This window comes from Salinispirillum sp. LH 10-3-1, assembly GCF_030643825.1.
GTDB lineage: Bacteria > Pseudomonadota > Gammaproteobacteria > Pseudomonadales > Natronospirillaceae > Salinispirillum.
Genome location: NZ_CP101717.1, coordinates 2,255,876 through 2,277,244, shown reverse-complemented (window position 1 = coordinate 2,277,244; position 21,369 = coordinate 2,255,876). Strand labels below are relative to the sequence as shown.

Sequence of the window (21,369 nt, the reverse complement as noted above, 5' to 3'; positions counted from 1 at the left end):
TTCTGTCTGGAGTATTTCTGCCGCTTTAAGTGTAGATCAGTTTTTCGTAACGCACGCTCGCATTGGCTATTTATTACTGTCCCGCTGACGTAGGCTGCGGTCGTGTGTGCTGAGTAAGTCGTCCAGTGTCAACTGGTAGGCGTCAACAAAATGCGCCATAAAGTATTGCAGCTCCGGGGCGTCGGTATCGCGAATGCGCCGTTCTATCTGTGTGTGGGCGCTGTGGAATTCTTTATTCCCCGCATCCAGCTCAGCTTGGCATTTTAAATAGGCGCTGATCATGTCGGCAAACTTCACGAGCTTGGCGTGTTCAGGGTCAGCCTCTTCATGCAGCAGTAGGCTGCGATAATCCGGTTGAAGTTCAGACGGCAAATATCCGAGGATTTCTTTCTCCGCCTCAGATTCAACCGCCTTATACGCTTGGGTAATGGTGGGTGAATGGTATTTGATGGGGGTCGGCATGTCACCCGTGATCACTTCACTGACATCATGGTAGAGCCCCAGAACGGCGACTTTTTCAGCATTAACCTGCCCATCGAAGTAACGGTTTTTGATTAGGGCCAACGCATGCGCAATGGTCGCAACTTGCCAACTGTGCTCCATCACGTTTTCGTCCACGACATTGCGCTTCAGTCCCCAGCGTTTTATCCAGCGCAGGCGATTTAGGTAAGCGAAGAAATGGCTGGCCATGGCAACTCCTTGTCAGCGTACAAACACGAGGCTAAGCCAAGGTACGTAAGTGATCAATAACACCACTGCCAGCAAAACACCGAGAAAGGGTAGGGTAGCTCGGTACAGTTCACCAATGGGCTTTTTGAAGCGGTAGCTGGCGATGAATAAGTTCATGCCGACCGGAGGCGTGAAGTAACCGATCTGCATATTGGCGACAAAGATGACGCCTAGGTGAATTGGGTCGATGCCGAACTTCATGGCGAGCGGCAAAATCAATGGCACCATGATGACCAACGCGGCAAAAATATCGAGAAATGCGCCGAGAATCAGCAACAAGATATTCAGTAATATCAGAAAGACCCAAGGATTGGTGACTCGGTCGCCGATCAGATCAAACAACATAAAAGGTACGTTGTTGAATACCAGGAGATTGGTGAAGGCCATGGCGGAGCCGAGAATCAATAGGATGCCACCCACCATGATCAAGCTTTCTCGCATGGCCTTGAGCAAGGCGCGAGCGGTGATTTCGCGGTAGACGAAGGTTTCGATAATCAAAACGTACAAAGCCGTTACCGCTGCGGCCTCTGAAAGAACGAAGAAGCCACTGAATACACCACCCAGCACAATCACTGGAATGAGCAATTCCCAGACGGTTTCGCGCAGGGCGACTTTACATTCCTGCCAGTTAAACGGCACCAGCTCAATGGGTTGACGCCGGTTGGCCCACAGGCCATAGCCGTACAGAGCGAGGATCATCAGCAACGCCGGAATCAAACCAGCGATGAACAGGTCAACGATGTCGACGCCGGGAATGTCCATTTGCTGCGCAATGATGCCGTACAGGATCAGCGGGATCGCCGGAGGCAACAATAAGCCTAAGCTACCGGACGTGGTCAGCAGCCCTAAGCTAAAACGCGGTTCGTAGTTGCTTTGCGTTAAGGCCGGGTAGAGCAGAGCCCCCAGTGCGACGATGGTGACCCCAGAGCCGCCCGTTAACATGGTGAAGAAGGCGCAGGTCAGCAAGGCAATCAGCATCATGCCGCCAGGCATCCAACCCAAGGCGGCACGCGATAGGCGCACAAGGCGTTGTGCAGTATTCGACTCGCTGAGCAGGAAACCGGCGAAAGCGAACAGCGGTAGGGCCATGAGTACCGTTGAATCGGTGATACGATATAGCTCAATACCAATGACTATGAGGTCAATATCCGCAAAGCTGAAGCCGACACCGGCAACGGTCAACAACACCAGGAACAGCGGCATACCTAAGAGGGCAATCAGTATGATGCCCACGTAAATGGCTTGATTCATTCGGCGCTGGCCTCGTCTTCACTGTCGGGTACTATGGGCCAAAAAATCATCCAAAAATAGCGGATGGCCATGATGCCAAATGCTATAGGCATAATGGTTTGGAAGGGCCATGCGGGTAAGCCATTGAACGCCGGAGAGCCAAAGGCCTTCTCGTCCAACACCAGGCGCCAAGTATGCCAAGCTAACATCGCCAACGCGACGCTGCTCAGGGCGGCGACCAAACGATTAATGGGAACGGACAAGGCCGGAGGCAAAAGTTGCGTGGCCAAATCAATCTTGATGTGGTTATTGCGCCGCGCGCCAATCATGGCGCCCAGTAGGGCAATCCACAGCACCCCGATGCGGTTCAGTGGATCAATCCAAGACCAGGAAAAGTCAAAGGTGTTGCGTACCACGATTTGCGTGATGGCGAGTACCAGCATGGTGACGAATACACTGACCAGCAAGCCATCTTCTAGCCAATGAAACAGTGTGCGGGCGCGTTGGATCACATCTGCTCCTGACGGTAAGCAGCTAATGTCGCTAGAAACCGATCAAGCCACTCTTGTGAAAATTCACCCGAGTTCACCAGGATCTGATACGCCTGATCCGCGTTCGCACGGATGCTCTCCACTTGATCTGGCGACAGATTGACCTCGCGAATGTTTTGATTCAATAAGGCCTCGTACGCTCGTCGATTGTTCTGGCGGCTGTTGCGGTCCAGCTCCTTAAAGGCATCGTTAAGAATACGCGTGACCACGGCTTGGTCATCAGCGGAGAGGCGAGAAAAATGGCGGTCGTGAATGTACAGTGTGCCGACGGTGTAGATCAGCGGCATGTCAGTGAGATAGTCCACGCGGGAGAACCATTGCAGCGTTAAGGCGGCGGCCGGCGGCCCAATAATGGCGTCGACAGTGCCCGTTTGCAGTGATGTCAGGACTTCTGAGATGCCCAAGATGATGGGCGATATACCGAAGGATCTAGCCACTTGCTCAGAGAAACGGTCATTGGCCGGCAGCCATAGCTTCTGCCTCTTAAGATCGTCGACTGATGCAACAGGCGATTTGCTCATCACATAGGCAAAGCCGCCGTCGACGAAACCAAAGGTGTGGTATTGGCGTTCACGCAAGGCATCGGCAATGTCTTGATCAAGCTCAGCGCGCACATAATCCACTTCGTCGTAGTTGCTGAACGCAAAGGGCGCATTCAGCACCTGAACATCTGGGAAGACGTTTGATAGGGCGCCCGTTTGCACCAGGGCCCCGTGCAGTTGGCCTATACGAATCCGCCGCTCGACCGCTTGGTCGTCACCCATGACACCGCCGGGGTATACCCGAATACTGACGCGGCCGTTGGTTTCCTGCTGAATCAGAGTGCTGGCGCGCTTCAGTGCATTGACTTCGGCCGTGCCGTCTGGATACAGGGTAGAAATTTTCAGTTCCATGGCAGAAAGGGATGTGGCCAACAATAGGGCTGACACACCCAGACACAGTCGATGAATCATTCAGACGCTCCGTGCAAAAAAAGTTTCAATAGGCCAGCTGCTTTGTCTTGACCAGTGGCTTATTAGAAATAGTACTGGCCAGATTCAAGCAACTCGGCGGCTAACTGCTGTGCATAGGTGTTCTGCAACGTCAGTGTGCCGGCTCGAGGGTCGGCAGCCAACACCTCTTTCAATAAGCGATCGTGCAGCTCTTGGTCAAAGAGTAGACGCGCATATTGCTGCGCATAATACACCTTTACGATGAGATTACGCCCTTCGGACTGTTCTATCGCTGATTCGAAGTAGGTACGGGCGATTTCCGGCTGCCCTCCCAATGCTGGCGGCAGCAAACTGGCCAGTACGCCTAAATACAGTTGGCCCATACCGTTACTGTAAGAAGGGTCCAGCAGAACTTGGCGTTCCAGGATGCGTTGCACCTTGGCTAACTCGGCAACGGCGTTCCAGTCATCGCTGTGAGTTTGAATGTAGCTGGCCCAAGTGGAGCCGAGCAGATAGAGCGACTCGGCGTGTCGGGTACGGTTGATATTCGCCAGATTCTCTTCCAGCTCAATCACCGTTTGTTGGCGCGGGTTGCACAGTGCGCGAATATCACGGCACGCCGCGCGCATAGATAGGTCCAGCGCTTTGGCAGTGAAATGGCGTTGACGTTCGGGCGATTCGACAAACACGCCCGCATAGGCACTGTTCAGCTCGGCGGCAGTGGCTAGTATGCCGACTCGCCGTGGGTAGGTATTGACGAGGCCATCCAGTGTGATGAGATAGGTTGGGAGCCCGTCTCCAACCACTTCTAGGTCGGTATTGCTTAAGATGCCGTCGGCGATGTTGCCGGGTAAGCGAGTGGTTGCACAACCAGTCACTACGAGGCAGGCTGCGATGGAAACAAGTATACGTAGCATTAATTGACGCCCTGTCGATGTAGAGGTGGCAGTTTATCCTGCGTGAAAAAAAGCTGCCAGAGGCTAGCTATCCTATGGGGCGTTTCCGCCCCGGCGACCACAGTAAATTACATGGCTGAAATAAAGTCGATGGCGGCATCTAAACCGTCGTTAGACAAGGCGCCTTGATCACGCAGCAGGCGATATACGTCTGCGCGAGAGGCCAAAAAGCTTTCGCGGATGCTCTCGTTAGACGGCAGTATGCGCACATTTTGCTGCTCTATGGCATTAAGTGCTGCAGCGTTGTCTCGGCGGCTCCGGTTATCCATATCCGCCGCGTAGCGACTCAATGCGGCATCTATAACATCACGGTCGGCATCGGAAATGCCGCGAAACGAACGCTCTGACAAGAGTACCAAAGCGTAGGTATAAATCACCGGTTGATTGACTAGATAGTCAACCCGTGAAAACCACTGCAAGGTAAGTGCTGCAGGGACGGGCGATACAATGCTGTCGATACCGCCGGTGGTGAGGCTGGTTAGCACTTCGCCAATAGGAAGCGCAATGGGGCGAACGCCGAGTGCTTGCGCAAAGAGCGGTGCGGTTGAATTCGCTGGCACCCACAGGCGGGCCGAATTTAAGTCCTGCTTATTCTGAATAGGATCTTGCGACATGATATAGGCGAAGCCGCCGTCAATCGGCCCGTAACCTTGCCAGCCCAGCGAGTTCAAACGGTCCAAAAGCTTGCTGTCCCATTGTTCGCGTAAACGATCAACGTCGGCAGGCGAATCAAAGAGGAAGGGTAGGCTGTAGAGTTGTAGATCGCCATGCAAATTACTGATGGCGCCACTTTGAGCGACCATGCCATCAAGTTGGCCGATGCGAATGCGCCGCTGCACGGCTTGGTCATCGCCCATGACCCCACCGGGGTAGATTTGCAGTCGCACACGCCCTTCGGTTCCTTTTAAAATATCTTCACCGGCAAGGCGTAACTGCTCAACGGCGAAAGTACCCGCAGGGTAAGCGGTCGAAATCTTCAGTGTGGTGTTGGCCGTTGCGATAACCGGCCATACCAGTAATACGAAGAATAATGCACGAACCATAATACAAACCCCTTAATTGGTTGCTAGGTCGCTCTGACAGTATAGCCCAGACGTTGCAAGCGGATGACAGAGAGTAGGGCGGGTGCACTTTGCAAAAGCAACCCAAGACGTACAAGCGGGTGTAAATACCCGCCCTACTGCTGTCCTTCTACGACAAGCCCAACGTTTAGCCGTCCAGCTTCTGTTTCAGGATGTCATTCACCAGCGCCGGGTTTGCTTGGCCTTTAGAGGCCTTCATCACCTGACCGACAAAGTAGCCGAACAACTTGTCTTTACCACCACGGTAATCCGCCAGTTGTTGTGGGCTCGCAGCGATGACTTCGTCGATCATTGCTTCAATAGCACCGGTGTCGCTGACCTGCTTCAAACCTTGCTTTTCAATGACTTGATCTGGCGAGCCTTCACCATTCACCATGGCTTCAAAAACTGTTTTAGCAATCTTTGAAGATATAGTGTTATCGGTAATACGCTGTATTAATTGACCCAGATCTGCCGCTGATACAGGACTTTTACCAATTGGTGTATTGGTTTTGTTCAGTACTGCTGTGAGATCGCCCATTACCCAGTTGGCGGAGAGCTTCGGCTCTTTGCTGACATCAGCTACGGTTTCGAAGAAGTCAGCAATGTCGCGCGTAGTGGACAAAATCAAAGCGTCGTACTCGCTCAGGCCGTACTGCGACATAAAGCGTTCTTTCTTTGCATCGGGCAGTTCAGGCAGTTGTGCACGAACCGCTTCGATGTAGGCGTCGTCGATCTCTACCGGCAACAAATCAGGCTCAGGAAAGTAGCGGTAGTCGTTCGCCACTTCTTTTGAGCGCATGCTGCGCGTTTCATCCAGTACCGAATCGTACAGACGAGTTTCCTGTACGATAGTACCGCCGTCTTCGATGATGGCGATCTGGCGTTCTACTTCGTAGTTGATGGCGCGTTCCACGAAGCGGAATGAGTTCACGTTCTTGATTTCGCAACGTGTGCCGTATTCTTGCTGGCCTTTGGGTCGCACGGATACGTTGGCGTCGCAACGCATCGAGCCTTCGGCCATGTTGCCGTCGGAAACGCCCACATAGGTGATGATGCTGTGGATCTTTTTCAGATAGGCCACGGCTTCCTTGGCGCTGCGGATGTCCGGCTCAGAAACAATTTCAAGCAGCGGCGTGCCCGCACGGTTCAAGTCGATGCCGGTCATACCTTGGAAGTCTTCATGCAGTGATTTACCCGCGTCTTCTTCCAAGTGGGCGCGGGTAACGCCGACACGCTTCAGCGTGCCGTCTTCCAGCATGATCTCGACTTCACCCTTGCCCACGATCGGGTGGTCCATTTGGGTGATCTGGTAGCCTTTCGGCAAGTCAGGATAAAAATAGTTCTTACGGTCAAACGCCGAGCGCTTGCCTATTTCTGCGCCAATAGCGAGACCAAACGACACGGCTTTGCGCAGGGCGTTTTCATTGAATACGGGCAGTACGCCCGGCAAACCGAGGTCTACCGAGCATGCTTGCGTGTTGGGTGCAGCGCCAAACTTGGTGCTGGCACCGGAAAAAATCTTGGTGTTGGTTGAAAGCTGAGCGTGCACTTCCAGGCCGATGACGATTTCCCATTCCATTTCTTAACCCTCTTTACCGAATGCCGGAGTCTGTGTGTGCCAATCTGTGTTGAGCTGGAACTGGTGCGCCAGGTTCAACAGGCGGGCTTCGTCAAAGTAATTGCCGATCAGTTGCAGACCAACCGGCAGACCGTCAACTTGGCCGCAAGGCACGGACATGCCGGGCAAGCCAGCCAAGTTTACCGACAGGGTATAGATGTCTTCCAAGTACATGGCGACGGGGTCGTTGCCCTTGGCGCCGAGTTTCCACGCCGGGTGTGGCGTAGTAGGGCCGGCGATCACGTCCACATCCGCAAAGGCGGTTTGGAAGTCGTCTTTGATCAGGCGGCGTAATTGCTGCGCTTTGTTGTAGTAAGCATCGTAATAGCCGGTGCTCAGCGCGTAGGTGCCGACCATGATACGGCGTTTAACTTCTTCACCGAAGCCTTCTGCACGGGTGCGCATGTACATGTCGAGCAAGTCTTTTGGGTCTTCACAGCGATAGCCGAAACGCACACCGTCGTAACGCGACAAGTTGGTCGATGCTTCCGCCGGGGCGATGATGTAATACGCCGGGATGGACAACTGGGTACGTGGCAGGCTGATTTTCTTGACCACAGCGCCCAATTTCTCCAGTTCTTTAACGGCTGCATTGACGCGGTCCGCAATGCCGCTGTCCAAGCCTTCGCCGAAGTACTCTTCTGGCAGGCCGATGCGCAGCCCTTTGATGCTGTCGCCCAAGGTAGCCGTGTAGTCGGGTACTGCACGGTCCACGCAGGTGGAATCTTTGGCGTCAAAACCGGCCATGGCGTTCAACATCAAAGCTGCGTCTTCGGCTGTTTTGGTCAGCGGGCCGCCACTGTCGAGTGACGAACCGTAGGCGATCATGCCCCAGCGCGATACGCGGCCATAAGTGGGCTTCAAGCCCGTAATGCCACACAGTGCCGCTGGTTGACGGATTGACCCGCCGGTGTCGGTCCCAGTGGCCGCAGGTACCAATCCGCCTGCAACGGCAGCCGCTGAACCACCGGATGAACCACCTGGGATGGTGTCGGTGTTCCATGGGTTACGCGTTGGTCCGTAGTACGAGCTTTCCGTAGACGAGCCCATGGCGAATTCATCAAGGTTGGTTTTACCAACCATGACGGTGCCTGCGGCTTTCAGTTTACTGGTAACTGTGGACTCATAGGGTGCAATGAAATTGTCGAGCATGCGCGAACCGCAGGTGGTTTTCACACCCTCGGTACAGAAGATGTCCTTGTGCGCCAATGGGATGCCCGTTAATGGGCCAGCAGAACCATTTTTAATGGCAGCGTCGGCTTCCGCGGCGGCCGCAAGTGCCGCATCAGCAGTGACAGTAATAAAGGAGTTCAGTTGGCTATCTAGGCCTTCGATGCGCGCCAAATAGGCTTTAGTCAGTTCAGTGCTGGAGAACTCGCCCGAGGCGAGGCCTGCCGAAAGTTGTTTCAGAGTTTTGTCGATCATGGCTATGTCCTTAACAATAGCGTGCTCTAACAGGGGTGTGTCGAAACATAAGCCCCCGATGGTTGATACCCTAGGCAAAAATTATTCGATAACTTGAGGTACCAGGTACAGACCGGCTTCTGTCTTGGGTGCAATGGTCTGGAAATGCTCCCGCTGGTTTTCCTCGGTCACATCGTCAGCACGCAAGCGTTGCGTGGCGTCTAAGGGATTCGCCAAGGGCTCAACGCCTGTGGTGTCTACGGCTTGCATCTGATCCACCAGGTTCAGAATGCTGGACAACGCGTCTACATAAGCAGGCACATCCTGCTCAGCGATCTTTAGGCGCGCCAGTTGCGCAATGGTTTCCACTTCTGCGCGGTCGAGGCTCATGCTCTTCTCTCCAGAGTTAATAGTCGGCAATTACGGTAGCTTCGAGTATTTCCGGTGCGCCTATGCACGGTATGAAATACTCAGAGCTTTATTAATAATTCGCAAAGCGCGCTACGTTACCACATTTGCGCCTTGCTCAAAATCCCCACCGCTGATACATTGCAGGCTGATTGAGCCACAGCTGCAGGGGTATCACCTGGCGCCTGCAAAGCGATGATTGTGCTCTCTGCCAGATTGCTAATGGACGGATTACATGTTTAAGAAACTTAGAGGTCTATTTTCTAGTGACCTTTCTATCGATTTGGGTACCGCTAACACACTGATTTACGTACGAGATCGTGACATAGTTCTGAACGAACCCTCAGTGGTTGCAGTTCGCACGCGTGGCAATTCGAAGGAAGTCGCCGCGGTTGGTACTGAAGCGAAGCGGATGTTGGGTCGTACGCCCGGATCTATCACTGCTATTCGTCCGCTGAAAGACGGTGTCATCGCCGATTTTCAAGTAACGGAAAAAATGCTGCAACACTTCATTGCGAAAGTGCATGAAGGTTCATGGATAACGCCAAGCCCACGGGTACTGATTTGCGTGCCTTGCAAATCGACTCAGGTAGAGCGTAAGGCCATTCGTGAATCAGCATACGGTGCTGGTGCGCGTGAAGTGATTCTGATTGAAGAGCCGATGGCCGCTGCGATTGGTGCAGGTTTGCCCGTAGAGGAAGCGCGCGGTTCAATGGTGGTGGACATCGGTGGTGGTACCACTGAAATTGCGATCATCTCTTTGAATGGTGTGGTGTATTCCGAGTCTGTGCGGGTCGGTGGTGACCGTTTCGATGAAGCCATTGTCTCTTACATTCGCCGTAACTACGGCAGCCTGATCGGTGAAGCTACGGCAGAGCGCATCAAGGTTGAGATCGGTTGTGCTTACCCCAGTTCTGAAGTGCGTGAATTCGAAGTGCGCGGTCGTAACCTTGCCGAAGGTATTCCGCGTACGTTCACCTTGAACAGCAACGAAGTGATTGAGGCGTTGCAAGAATCGCTGTCAGCGATTGTGCAGGCGGTGAAAAGTGCGCTAGAACAAACACCTCCTGAGTTGGCTGCCGATATCGCCGAGCGTGGTATGGTGTTGACGGGCGGCGGTGCGTTGTTGCGTGATCTCGACAAACTGTTGAGTGAAGAGACTGGTTTGCCAGTGCTGGTAGCGGAAGACCCGCTGACCTGTGTTGCTCGTGGAGGCGGCCGCGCATTGGAAATGATGGACGACAAAATTTTTGAGCTGGCACACGACTTCTAATGAAACTCGTTACGGTCTGGTCGAGGATTGACCAGACTCCAGTGAGCCCATACCAAGGCATGGGAGATTGTCTGAACACATGAGCAGTTCACTGTTTCATACGAGGCGCTACTACGGTACGCGCCTTATTTTTGCTGCAATTCTGGCCTTATTACTGCTCTTAGCTGACTGGCAATTCACGCAGATGAACTATGTCAGACAGGTATTTTCTGTCGGCTTCACGCCCGTTCGTTGGGTCGTAAACTTACCGTCGTCGATCGGCGAATGGTCATCCCGCAATCTCATCGCACGATCCACGTTGCTGGAAGAAAATGCGCGCCTGCGTGCTCAATTGTTTGTTTTAGAGCGTCGTGCCCAGCGCATGATTTTGCTGGAGACAGAGAACGATCGTCTGCGTTTGCTGTTAAACGCCTCCGAGCAGCTAGAAGATCGCTTTATTTCCGCAGAGTTGATTGGTGTTGATCCTGATCCCTTTAGTCACCAAGTGATCTTGAATCGTGGGCTGAGTTCAGGTGCCTACATAGGTCAACCGGTGATTGATGCTAACGGGCTTGTGGGCCAAATTATTCAGGCCGACCAATTAACCTCTCGAGTGCTGCTGATTGGCGACGTAAACCATGCGGTGCCTGTGCAAGTTAATCGGAATGGCGTGCGCACTACGGTCGTTGGTACCGGTGATCTTGGGCGCATGGAGCTGATGTTTGTGCCGGAAACGGCTGACATTGTCGAAGGGGATCTGTTGATCACCAGCGGTCTGGGACAACGTTTTCCTGTAGGTTATCCGGTGGCTGTAGTCACCGAGGTTCGCCGCGATCCGGGTACCGCCTTTGCCAGTATATCGGCACGCCCTTTGGCGCAGCTCGATAGAACGCGCCATGTATTGCTGGTCAATACGCAGCGTGCTAATGGGGAGTCAGTGAGTGGAAACCCCTAAGGCACAAGGGCAATGGGTCGTCATTGCTACCTTGGTGGTGGCTTTCCTGTTGCGCACCATCCCGCTGCCGGGGCCCCTAGCTTACGCGGCACCCGAGTGGGTTGCTTTGGTAGTGATTTATTGGGTGCTGGCATTACCCTATCGGTTGGGTATCTTCTTTGCCTTTGTCGTGGGTTTATTTGCTGACGCGCATGAAGGCGCACCGCTGGGCATGCATGCGCTGTGTTTTTCACTCTTGGCCTTTATGGTAATGGTGTTGTATCAGCGCATTCGAGTGTATCCACCGGTCCAGCAAGCGGGGACTGTCTTGGTTATGATGCTGCTCTTCTTATTTTTTAAGTTCACTTTGCGCAATCTGTTCGGCATGCCGGGCGAGGCCCCTCTTTATTTAATTCCTGCGTTTACCAGCGCATTGCTGTGGCCTTTGATTTACCTGATGCTGCGTAGTTTGCGCATTCGCTTCCGAGTAAAATAGATGAAATTAATTTTGGCCTCATCGTCCCCGCGGCGACACGAACTATTGGCTTTGCTGGGTGTCCCCTTCGTCGTCCAGCCTGCAGACATTGATGAAACGCCTCGCCCCCATGAGGCTGCGTTGGACTATGTGCGGCGTATGGCGGCCGAAAAGGCCGAAAAAGTGTGGCAGAGACTGGTGGCAGGTGCCGAATCAGAAGCTGAAACATGGGTGCTGGGCTCGGATACGTCGGTGGTTGTCGATGGTGAGATTCTTGGAAAACCGGTAGACGAGCATGATGCTTTGCGCATGCTTCGGCTTTTATCGGGCCGAGTGCATGAGGTGATTACCGCCGTGAGCTTGCATGGTGTCGGTGGTGCAGATGTGCGTTGCAGTGTTACAGACGTTGAGTTTACTACCATGTCGGATGCGGAAATGATCCAGTATTGGCACAGTGGAGAGCCGAGCGATAAGGCAGGCGCATATGGCATTCAGGGGCGAGGCGCACGGTTTGTTCGCAGTATATCCGGCAGCTACCATGCCGTTATGGGGCTGCCTGTTGATGTGGTGGCCGACATGCTTGTGACGGCAGGCTTTAGATTATGGCAGGAAGAATGAATTCATGAATGCAGAGATTTTGGTCAACATTACGCCCATGGAGACGAGAGTAGCCTTGGTCGAAAACGGCGCGGCACAAGAGCTTTTTCTGGAGCGCACGCAGTCGCGTGGTATCGTGGGAAATATCTATCTCGGAAAAGCAGTGCGTGTACTGCCGGGTATGCAAGCCGCATTCATTGATATAGGCCTCGATCGGGCCGCATTCATTCATGCCTCTGATATTGACCAAGAAAACGATACGGCAAGAAACATCACCCAATTGGTTCAAGAAGGGCAAAGTATTTTGGTGCAAGTCATCAAAGACCCTATAGGTACCAAGGGAGCTCGCCTGACGGCGCAGTTGTCTGTTCCGGCGCGCTACCTGGTTTATATGCCTGAAACCGAACACCTTGGTATTAGCCAGAAAATAGACAGCGAAAGCGAGCGTGAGCGGCTGCGTACCCTAGTACAGAACCTGCGCGATGCTAACGAGATCGTGGGTGGTGGCTTCATTCTGCGAACCGCAGCAGACGGCATCGGTGAAGCCGAGCTGGCAGCCGATATGGCCTATTTGAAGCGCCTATGGGGAGCTTTGCAGGAAAAAATCAAGAAGCAGCAGGCGCCCAGCATTATTTATGAAGATCTGCCGCTGTTTCTTCGAGTGGCACGCGATATGGTGCGCCCGGATGTCGAAAAAATCCGTATTGATTCGCGTGAAAGCTACCAGAAAACCATCGAATTCGTGCGCAAGTACAATCCCGAAGTCGAAGCAGTGTTCGAATACTACCCTGGCGAGCGCCCCATATTTGACCTGTTTGGTGTTGAAGACGAGCTGGAACGTGCGCTGTCGCGCAAAGTCGAGTTGAAGAGTGGCGGCTATTTGATCATTGATCAGACAGAGGCGATGGCAACCATCGACGTCAATACGGGAGGTTTTGTCGGGCACCGGAACCTCGAAGAGACTATATTTAAAACAAACTTGGAGTCGGTGAGCGCCATCGTTAGGCAGCTCAGATTGCGCAATCTGGGCGGCATCATCATCATCGACTTCATTGATATGGAAGACCTTGAGCACCGACGTCAGGTGCTGCGCATGTTGGAGAAAATGCTGGAGCGTGATCACGCGAAGACCAAAGTCACCGGGGTGTCGGAGTTGGGTTTGGTCGAAATGACCCGCAAGCGAACTCGGGAGAGTTTGGAGCAGGTGATGACAGAAGCCTGTCCTGCTTGTGGTGGTCGAGGGCGGATGAAGACGGCGCAGACCACTTGTTACGAAATCTTCCGTGAAATTTTACGTGAAGAGCGAGCCTATGATAATCGGAGTTACTTGGTGCTCGCTGCACAGTCGGTGGTAGACCGGCTGCTGGATGAGGAGTCCGCTTCGGTGGCCGACCTTGAAATATTCATCGGCAAGCCGATCAAGTTCCAAGTTGAGCCGATGTATCAGCCGGACCAGTTTGATGTGGTACTCATGTAGTGATGGTGGTGTTTAGCGGTGGTTGAACCAACGCGCTTGTTCTATTTTGGCCGAGCAGTGTGGCGTTCTCTGGCAATGGTCGCTTTGCTCCTGGTGGTCTACGTAATCATTGGGCGTCAATTGGCTCCGATGGTCAGTCGGACTGTGCCTGTCGTAGAGAGCTACCTGTCTGAGTGGCTGCAACAGCCGGTTTCGATCGGCAGTATTCAGGGTGAATGGCGCGGGTTCGGGCCCGTGTTTACTGTGCGAGAAGTCTCCATCGGTGATCATTTTGATCTTGATAATCTGGTGCTAGAGCCCGCACTGATTGCCTCTCTGGTGAAGCAAGACCTTATCTTTTTCCGCCTCGTGGCTACCGGGGCAAGTCTGGATGTTGAGCGTATCGACGGACGCTGGCAAGTGCCCGCGTTTCTGGCCTTTGAAAGTGATTCCCGTGTGCGACGCAGCTTGCTGCAGATTTACGACCAGTTGCTGGCGCAGGACAGCCTACAATTTCGAAACATCGAGCTACACCTCTCGGATGGCCAGCAAACACTGGATATCCTGTTGGCTGATGTTTTTATCATCTCTTCTTCTGATCAGCATGCCGTGCGTGGAGATCTGATCATAGACCCCAACGGGCAAAGTACTCTTGCGGGCATTCAGCTTGAGGCTCGGAATACGCGTACAGCCCCAGACTTGCGACTGTATTTTGAACACGAACGCTTGGATGTGTCAGACAGTTTAACTTTATTGGGATTGTCGGACCTGGCAAGCCAATTTGGTGTTGCGCAGGTGGCGGTGGCGGGAGAATGGTGGCTCGATTGGCGTGACCAACGTGTACAGAGTGTACAGGCCTCACTTAATTCGGGTGCCGTACAATTTTGGCCCGAGTCTTTACCGCGCCAGCAGGAGCTGCAGCAATTGCAAGCGGTGGTGCGTTGGCAGCCAGGCTCGGAGCACGATGACGAGACGTGGGATATCGATAATCTCAGCTTTTTATACAACGAAGCACTGTGGTCTCCCTCTACGCATCAATTGGTGCGCAACGCGGACAGTTATCGGTTTACCGCAAGTCGCTTGAACTTGCAGACAATTGGCGAGATCGTTCAGCCTTGGATGTCGTTTGATTTATTCAATCGACATAATCTTGATGGTGAATTGACCAATTTTTTTGTGCACATACCCACGAACGACGACGGTTTGGTACTTCGTGACATTGAGGTGAGTGGCGAACTGGCGGCAGGGCGCTTTGACGCGGACGGAAATTTCCCTGGGTTCCAAAATGTTGAAGGGCGGTTTCAAGCAGGCTTGATGCAAGGCGAGCTTGTCGTGTCGAGTAGTCCGTTGCAAGTGCAATTGCCGCGGGTCATGCCGGAAGACTTCTTTCTGCACGCTCAGAATGCAACGGTGGGTTGGCGGGTCAGTGACCACGGTGACCTAAGTCTTGCCACCAACGATATGTCATTGGTTTGGCAGGGCGTCGGCCAATTGCGGGGCCGCTTGGCAGCATCACTAGGCTTAACAGCGAATAGCCAACTGGCAGAGCCGGTATTGGCACTGTCATTGGCTGGTGAACGTTTGGATGCTGACAGTTTGAGCTCAGCGTTGCCGTTAGCTCTGAATACCGGGGTCCAGCGCTGGATCAGAGACAACGTACACTTCCTCGACAGTCGTCATTGGGCTGTCGCCTTACCCAATGTGTTAGCGCCAGATGTACGCACCGTTACCGGATTGATCACCGCAGACGTCGAGCGCGCCAATGTGCGTTTTCATCCAGAATGGCCGGATGTTGCATCGGCTTCCGGGCGCTTTTGGATGGATCATCGTGGTTTTGAAGTCCATGTAGACTCGGCATCTTTCGCAAATATTGATTTGTCCGACGGCCGGGTTCGCTTGCCTTTTACCGATAAAGGCGCCGTCCTGTATGTCGAAACGCCGCTAGCAGGACAAGCCAATGACGGCTGGCGTGTTGTCACGGATACGCCGCTGCGTGAGCTGCTGAGCCCCGCACTTCTTGGGTGGTTCGTGGAGGGCGAGACAATGGGGCATTTATCGTTGGCCGTACCCTTTTCGGATGAACCTATCTACGCCGACGTACAGTTAGACATCAAGGATGGTACCTTGGTCCTGCCCGATCAGGAGCTGGCTTTTTCTGCTTTGAATGGACCATTGAGCATCAACTCAGTACACGGGCTGCACAGTTCAAATATCCGTGGTCAGTTCTTTGGCGAGCCTTTACAGGTAGGCTTGCAGACGTTGACCGACCCCGCGGGCAACTGGGTGTTTGATTTCTCTGCCGACGGTAGTGTGCCTGTCAACGCCCTTGGCGACTGGCTCGACAATCCCTTATTGGCCACACTCAACGGCAAGGTCGCCTATCAGGGCAGTATGCGAATTGTGGATGGCTGGCCGACCTTCAATATCCTGTCCGATTTGGTGGGGTTAGAAATTCCGTCCCCTCGGCCCATAGGTAAGTCTGCCGAAGAAGCGCGACCGTTGCAGTTGGTAATAGAAACGGGTGAAGCCCAAGGCGTCAGCTTTGCCTATGGTCAGCATGTGCAGGGTGAGGTGCGGGCTGATGCTCGCTGGAATTTAACTCAGGGGGCGATTGGTATCGGGCGCCCGCCCAGAGCTATGGAGCAACAGCGCCTGTTGGCGGACTTGGTGATCGATGAGCTGGATGCGGATGCGTGGTGGCAGGAGATCCAACGCATTCGTGAAGTATTTCGTCGTGCTGGCACGCCGATGGCTGCCGGTGAGTCGGGTATTATCGCCGAGGCAACGGTGCGAGCGGAGCGAACATTGCTGCTAGGGCAAACCTTCAATCAAATGGATGTGGCAATGAATCAGAACACGGACGGCTTAACTGCGCAGATCCGTGCTGACGAGGTACGCGGTATTATTGGTGTATCAGGAGAGCCTGGTGATCCCATGGTGTTGATCCTTGATTATTTGAACCTGCGTACCGAGCAGGCAGATGAAACGGAGCAAGAGCATCCGGCGGACGATGTGCCGCCACCTGCATACGCTTATGATCCGGAAAATGATCCTTTTTCTGGCTATGAGCCCAGTGACTTGCCGCCCATGCAAGTTGAGTTGCGTCGTTTGCTCGTCAATGATGTCGATTTTGGGTATTGGAGCTTTGATCTGGAAAATGACGCTAGCCGGGTTTCCGTCCGTAATCTGGCAGGCATTGTGCGTCATGTTGAGGTCGATGGTGAAATGGACTGGCGATTCGCTGAAAATAATCGCCAATCGACACACCTTACGTTAAATGTGCGGGCGGGCAATATCGCGCGCTTCCTGCAGGCATCGGATTATACGCCCATTATTGATAGCCAGAGTTTCCGTGGTTCGGCTGACGTCAGTTGGCCGGGCAGTCCACTTTACTTCGCAGGGCAAGCCTTGGTTGGCAGCGTGAATTTCAATATGCGTAACGGGGCTATCTACGAAATGGAGGAGTTTGACTCTATTAAGTTGATTGGCCTAATGAATGTGACGCGCATCTTTCGTCGTTTGTCATTGGACTTTCGGGATGTATTGAACGCCGGTTTCTCCTATGATCAGGTCACTGGTGATCTTGTTCTGAATCAAGGACTGATTTCCGTGGGTAATCGTTTGGTTCTGGACGGCAGCGGGGCTAAGATGTTTTTTAATGGCAGCTACTCTGTGCCCGATGATGCCTTGGACGCTGAGGGCGTGATTATAGCCCGTGTGACCAATGCTGCCGGACTGGTGGCGTTAGGTGCTGGTGTGGCGCCACCGGTGGCCCTGTTGGTCATATTCGGTGAGCGCGCCTTTGAGCGCGAGCTGGAGCGCCTGTTCAGTGTACGAACCGAGATAACGGGTAGTATTCGCGATCCAAGAGTGGTTGCTACTCGGCTTTTTGACAGTAACATTCGCGGCAATGATGCCACGATAGAGGAGCGAGTGCGTGAACTCTTTGGACCAGAACTCAGATCCCAGCAGCAATAGCCAACTGCGGGTGGCTGGCGTACAAATGACCAGCCAACTCGATTTCACCGGTAATCTTGACGCGGCGGCTGCGGGAATCGCTCAAGCCGCTAAAGCGGGGGCTTCCTTGGTCGTATTGCCGGAAAACTTCGCTACCCTTGGCACCGGAAAGACGGCCGATATTGCGGCACAAGAACAGGGCGGTGATGGCCCGGTATCCCACTGGGCTGCAGAGCAGGCGAATAAGCATCAAGTATGGTTGGTAGCGGGTACCGTCCCTACACTAGACCCCGAAACGGGGAAGTTCTTTGCGCGCAGCAAGGTATTCTCGCCTGGTGGTCACGTCATCGCCCAGTACGATAAGATTCATCTGTTCGACGCCTCAGTCGGGGATGCGCAAGGGCGTTATGCTGAATCGGACCACTACGTGCCAGGTACTGAGGTGGTGACTTGGACACTCGGTGATTTCACCATTGGCATGAGCGTTTGTTACGACCTGCGCTTCCCAGAGTTGTTCCATCAACTGCGACAGTCCGGCTCTGATGTGATTGTGGTGCCGTCGGCCTTCACGCATCGCACTGGACAGGCGCACTGGCAATTATTGTTGCGGGCGCGCGCTGTTGAGCAGGGTGTTTATATGCTGGGGGTAAATCAATGCGGTTGGCACGATGCACGACGCCAAACGTGGGGCCACAGCCATTTGGTGGACCCGTGGGGTGAGTGCGTAGAGTCGTTGGCGTCAGTGCCTGCGGTGATGGTGCGTGATGTGTTTAAGCGGCGGTTGGAGCATATACGCGCCCAATTACCAACATACGAGCATCACCGGTTGGTTTAGCATGTGCGCCGTAGGGCGGAAAGCGCTGCGTTATATCGAGGGATGGATGTCGTAGGAGGCCAGCCCTCTGGCCGAATCGTTCGCACGGCGGGGGTGTGCTCCTAAGTCCTATGGGCATAAAAAAAGGGCCTGCATCACTGCAAGCCCTTTTTTATCAAATAATGGCGGAGGGATAGGGATTCGAACCCTAGGTAGGCTATTAACCTACGCCGGTTTTCAAGACCGGTGCTTTCAACCGCTCAGCCATCCCTCCGAACGTGTGCGACAGTCTACTTTTCTATGCCTGAATGTCAACGATAAATTGTTGATAATGTTGGTTTTTTAGCGGATTGATTAATGTATGACCAAATTTTATAAGCTGATCTATTTTGTGCCAGAAAGTCACCTTGAAAAAACTAAGTTGGCGCTGTTCGCAGCGGGTGCCGGACAGCTCGGCGATTACGATTGCTGCGCATGGCAGGTCAAGGGGCAGGGGCAATTTCGCCCACTGGCAGGAGCTCACCCGCATGTAGGGCAGGTGGGTGAGGTTGAGTACGTGTCAGAGTACCGTGTTGAACTATTGGTTGCTGAGGGGCAAATGCATGACGCATTAAAAGCACTACGACAGGCACATCCCTACGAAGAGCCCGCCTACGAAATCATTGCCTTGGTGCCATCTAGCGACTTCGAAAAGTAACACTAATGCGGTGGTATTGTAGTTTCTAGCAGCGGCAATGGCCCTTGAAGGTGCTGGTGCTGTACGTAGTGCTTTAAGGCGGCCTCTACGGTGCGAAACGACAAGGACTGCCAGGGAATTTCCTCGGCAGCAAACAATTCAATAGCGGAGCTTTCAGGGGTGATGGCGAACTGGTCATTCTCCATGTCGGCCAAATAGAACATGTGTACCTGGTCGTATTGCGGTAGGTCGACTATTGCCAAGAGTTGGCGTAAGGTCGGACGAAAACAGGCTTCCTCCCAGGTTTCGCGCAATGCGCCTTGCGCCATGGTTTCACCGTTTTCCATAAAGCCGCCCGGCAGAGTCCAGTAGCCCAAGCGGGGTTCTATGGCACGCTTACACAGCAGAATGCGATTTTTCCACACCGGAACAGTGCAGGTAATGATACGCGGGTTTTGGTAATGAACCATGCCGCAGGCCGCACAATGGTGCCGCGCGAGTTGATCTCCAGGCGGGACACTGTACACAAGGGGGTTGGCACAATTGCTGCAAAACTTCATAGCGAAACTCACGAAATAGTTGTCACTTTACCTTCTGTATAACTACAGTCAATACAAGGGTATGGCGAAGTCAGATCTCAATACCTGTGTATAATCATGAACAGAGATTAAATTTACGCAATGAAACGAGCAGATGAATAGGCAGGATACCCCACAGATGCCACTGGATTGGCAGATGCTGGTGAGCAATTACAAGGGCAAGACGTTACCGGCCGTCGACCGTGTGGCGGGCGTAATGTTGTTACTTGCGCCGGGTGAACACGGCCCTGAATTACTGTTTACGCAACGTGCCTTGGATTTGCACAGCCATCCAGGAGAGGTCTCCTTTCCTGGTGGTAACGTAGAAGATGAAGATATTGACCTTTACGCCACGGCGTTGCGTGAAACGCAAGAAGAAGTGGGATTAACAGAGGTGCCTTTGCGTTTGGCTCGGCTTGATGCGCTCTATGCGCGCTCCGGCATCCTCGTGGAGCCACACGTAGCCTGGCTGGATCATAAACCGCAGCTCATAGCCTGCGAAGATGAAGTGGCCGAAATTTTCTGGGTGCCGATGCTCGATCTGGTACAGATCCCGCCTGAATACCAGTTATTTGAACGCAACGGGCGGCAATGGCAGGTGCCATTTTTCTACTACAATGATTGGAAAATATGGGGTATGACTGGGATGATCCTGGTCAACTTTATTAATGTCGTCTGGCAGCAGAAATGGCCGTCGTTTCATGAAGAATGGGGTAAGAACCCTATGGACGATACAGAATAATCCGCAAAAGGGTGTGTAGTGAATCAGAGTCATTACCTTGCCTGTGTGCTCTCCAACCAGTTTCCCGGTGAAGACAAGATCCGCCGCGATATAGCTGAAACCTTGGCTGGCATGCAGACGATTGCAACGGGGTTTAGCTTTCCTCCTTTGACGGAAGGCTATCTCTGGAAGTTGCAGCAATTGGCTATTGAAGATGCCGATTTGTGCGTGTTTATTGTGGGGTCAAATTACGGTTCCATTTCGCCCACAGGCGTTGGTTTTCTGCATCGTGCGTATGCACACGCGCAAGCTGTGCGGAAGCCATGTTTAGTGCTGGTGGCCGCCGAGGCTGATCCCCAAGCTGATGCGATGGAGAAACGGCGCCGTGAGGGATTATTACATGAAATGGGAATCAGCGCGTTGGTGCGTGCAGTTGGCCCTGGTGACGCGGTACGTTCAGCGGTTGAAACCTTTGTTGATGACCTGTTGACGCAGGACGTACTGACCGGATTGTATCGATCCGAAGACCTGCCGGGTGACGACTCACAGCGCGTTCAAGAGCTCACGGCGCAAGTGGAAAAAATGCGCCTACTGCTCGGTGAGCAGAGGAGAGCAGAGGCCTCGACTCATAAGCCAATGCCCGTGCAGGCTCTGAACTATCGGGTTAAGGTCTTTCGCGATGGCAATGTTGCTCAGATCAATAGAACATTGCGGTCGTCATGGAACGATATCTTCGCGGTCTGCGCCCCATTATTGACCAGTCCACAACGCGAAGCTGATTGGAAAAGCCAGTTGGAAGAGCGCTTACTGGTACGTGAGGCTCCCTTGCTAAAAGTCGAGCACCCGAAAGCACACAGCTTTGTTGACTTCCGTTTGGACGGAGTTGCGTTCGATCAAATCAAACGGCATTTTCGCGCCCTTGACTGGATTCAGCAGCACCAAGGAGTTTGGTCACTGAGTCCGCTCGGGGAACATCATTGGTTGGCTTTGAAGCCTTCGCCGTAAAAGGCCGAGCCG

Annotated in this window: 20 protein-coding genes and 1 tRNA gene; 10 read left to right on the top strand and 11 right to left on the bottom strand. The window is 53.4% G+C overall.

The genetic code is table 11. The features are described 5' to 3' along the window. Positions 1 to 66: 66 nt before the first annotated feature. From yfbR to gatC, 9 genes are all read right to left on the bottom strand, one after another. Positions 67 to 690: a 5'-deoxynucleotidase gene (gene yfbR, locus NFC81_RS10220; protein ID WP_304994388.1), complete on the bottom strand. Its 624-nt coding sequence runs from the start codon at positions 688 to 690 to the stop codon at positions 67 to 69. A gap of 12 nt (positions 691 to 702) precedes the next feature. Beyond that, the gene (locus NFC81_RS10215) at positions 703 to 1,980 is read right to left on the bottom strand and encodes a TRAP transporter large permease subunit (RefSeq protein ID WP_304994387.1); all 1,278 of its coding nucleotides are present in this window, start codon (positions 1,978 to 1,980) and stop codon (positions 703 to 705) included. Further along, entirely contained in the window at positions 1,977 to 2,471 is a 495-nt protein-coding gene (locus NFC81_RS10210; RefSeq protein WP_304994386.1) for a TRAP transporter small permease, read from the bottom strand. Before NFC81_RS10210 ends, NFC81_RS10215 begins: the two co-directional genes overlap by 4 nt. Beyond that, the gene (gene dctP / locus NFC81_RS10205; RefSeq protein ID WP_304994385.1) at positions 2,468 to 3,463 is read right to left on the bottom strand and encodes a TRAP transporter substrate-binding protein DctP; all 996 of its coding nucleotides are present in this window, start codon (positions 3,461 to 3,463) and stop codon (positions 2,468 to 2,470) included. Before dctP (NFC81_RS10205) ends, NFC81_RS10210 begins: the two co-directional genes overlap by 4 nt. A gap of 62 nt (positions 3,464 to 3,525) precedes the next feature. Continuing rightward, positions 3,526 to 4,359 (bottom strand): TRAP transporter TatT component family protein, encoded by an 834-nt coding sequence (locus NFC81_RS10200; RefSeq protein ID WP_304994384.1) that lies wholly within the window; start codon positions 4,357 to 4,359, stop codon positions 3,526 to 3,528. A gap of 107 nt (positions 4,360 to 4,466) precedes the next feature. Then, positions 4,467 to 5,441 (bottom strand): TRAP transporter substrate-binding protein DctP, encoded by a 975-nt coding sequence (gene dctP / locus NFC81_RS10195; RefSeq protein WP_304994383.1) that lies wholly within the window; start codon positions 5,439 to 5,441, stop codon positions 4,467 to 4,469. A gap of 166 nt (positions 5,442 to 5,607) precedes the next feature. Continuing rightward, on the bottom strand, positions 5,608 to 7,041 hold the full coding sequence (gene gatB, locus NFC81_RS10190) for an Asp-tRNA(Asn)/Glu-tRNA(Gln) amidotransferase subunit GatB (protein WP_304994382.1): 1,434 nt from the start codon (positions 7,039 to 7,041) through the stop codon (positions 5,608 to 5,610). 3 nt (positions 7,042 to 7,044) lie between these two features. Then, entirely contained in the window at positions 7,045 to 8,505 is a 1,461-nt protein-coding gene (gene gatA, locus NFC81_RS10185) for an Asp-tRNA(Asn)/Glu-tRNA(Gln) amidotransferase subunit GatA (protein ID WP_304994381.1), read from the bottom strand. Positions 8,506 to 8,586: 81 nt separating this feature from the next. Continuing rightward, the gene (gatC, locus tag NFC81_RS10180; protein WP_304994380.1) at positions 8,587 to 8,874 is read right to left on the bottom strand and encodes an Asp-tRNA(Asn)/Glu-tRNA(Gln) amidotransferase subunit GatC; all 288 of its coding nucleotides are present in this window, start codon (positions 8,872 to 8,874) and stop codon (positions 8,587 to 8,589) included. 253 nt (positions 8,875 to 9,127) lie between these two features. Here gatC and NFC81_RS10175 point away from each other — a divergent pair, with 253 nt between their 5' ends. The 7 genes from NFC81_RS10175 to NFC81_RS10145 all read left to right on the top strand — a co-directional run bounded on the left by NFC81_RS10175 (position 9,128) and on the right by NFC81_RS10145 (position 18,398). Then, positions 9,128 to 10,165, top strand: a complete 1,038-nt coding sequence (locus NFC81_RS10175; protein ID WP_304994379.1) for a rod shape-determining protein — start codon at positions 9,128 to 9,130, stop codon at positions 10,163 to 10,165. A 79-nt stretch (positions 10,166 to 10,244) separates the two neighbouring features. Further along, entirely contained in the window at positions 10,245 to 11,099 is an 855-nt protein-coding gene (gene mreC / locus NFC81_RS10170; protein WP_304994378.1) for a rod shape-determining protein MreC, read from the top strand. Further along, complete coding sequence (mreD, locus tag NFC81_RS10165) at positions 11,086 to 11,574, top strand: rod shape-determining protein MreD (protein WP_304994377.1); 489 nt, start codon at positions 11,086 to 11,088, stop codon at positions 11,572 to 11,574. The genes mreC and mreD overlap by 14 nt, the downstream gene beginning before the upstream one ends. Next, positions 11,575 to 12,171: a Maf family protein gene (locus tag NFC81_RS10160; RefSeq protein ID WP_304994376.1), complete on the top strand. Its 597-nt coding sequence runs from the start codon at positions 11,575 to 11,577 to the stop codon at positions 12,169 to 12,171. Positions 12,172 to 12,175: 4 nt separating this feature from the next. Continuing rightward, on the top strand, positions 12,176 to 13,627 hold the full coding sequence (gene rng / locus NFC81_RS10155; RefSeq protein WP_304994375.1) for a ribonuclease G: 1,452 nt from the start codon (positions 12,176 to 12,178) through the stop codon (positions 13,625 to 13,627). An 18-nt stretch (positions 13,628 to 13,645) separates the two neighbouring features. Next, positions 13,646 to 17,584 (top strand): AsmA-like C-terminal region-containing protein, encoded by a 3,939-nt coding sequence (locus NFC81_RS10150; RefSeq protein ID WP_304994374.1) that lies wholly within the window; start codon positions 13,646 to 13,648, stop codon positions 17,582 to 17,584. Then, the gene (locus NFC81_RS10145) at positions 17,544 to 18,398 is read left to right on the top strand and encodes a carbon-nitrogen hydrolase family protein (RefSeq protein ID WP_304994373.1); all 855 of its coding nucleotides are present in this window, start codon (positions 17,544 to 17,546) and stop codon (positions 18,396 to 18,398) included. Before NFC81_RS10150 ends, NFC81_RS10145 begins: the two co-directional genes overlap by 41 nt. Before the next feature lie 162 nt (positions 18,399 to 18,560). Here NFC81_RS10145 and NFC81_RS10140 read toward each other — a convergent pair. Then, positions 18,561 to 18,651: transfer RNA gene (locus tag NFC81_RS10140), tRNA-Ser, on the bottom strand. Positions 18,652 to 18,738: 87 nt separating this feature from the next. Between NFC81_RS10140 and NFC81_RS10135 the strand changes: the two genes are divergently transcribed. Next, on the top strand, positions 18,739 to 19,074 hold the full coding sequence (locus tag NFC81_RS10135) for an NGG1p interacting factor NIF3 (protein ID WP_304994372.1): 336 nt from the start codon (positions 18,739 to 18,741) through the stop codon (positions 19,072 to 19,074). 2 nt (positions 19,075 to 19,076) lie between these two features. On the opposite strand, the gene NFC81_RS10130 is transcribed toward NFC81_RS10135, so the two are convergent. Further along, positions 19,077 to 19,613 carry an NUDIX hydrolase gene (locus tag NFC81_RS10130; RefSeq protein WP_304994371.1) on the bottom strand — a complete coding sequence of 179 codons (537 nt, stop codon included), beginning with the start codon at positions 19,611 to 19,613 and terminating at the stop codon, positions 19,077 to 19,079. 133 nt (positions 19,614 to 19,746) lie between these two features. On the opposite strand from NFC81_RS10130, the gene NFC81_RS10125 reads away from it, so the two are divergent. Beyond that, on the top strand, positions 19,747 to 20,373 hold the full coding sequence (locus tag NFC81_RS10125; protein WP_304994370.1) for a CoA pyrophosphatase: 627 nt from the start codon (positions 19,747 to 19,749) through the stop codon (positions 20,371 to 20,373). Positions 20,374 to 20,391: 18 nt separating this feature from the next. After that, positions 20,392 to 21,357 (top strand): DUF4062 domain-containing protein, encoded by a 966-nt coding sequence (locus tag NFC81_RS10120; protein ID WP_304994369.1) that lies wholly within the window; start codon positions 20,392 to 20,394, stop codon positions 21,355 to 21,357. Positions 21,358 to 21,369: the final 12 nt, after the last annotated feature.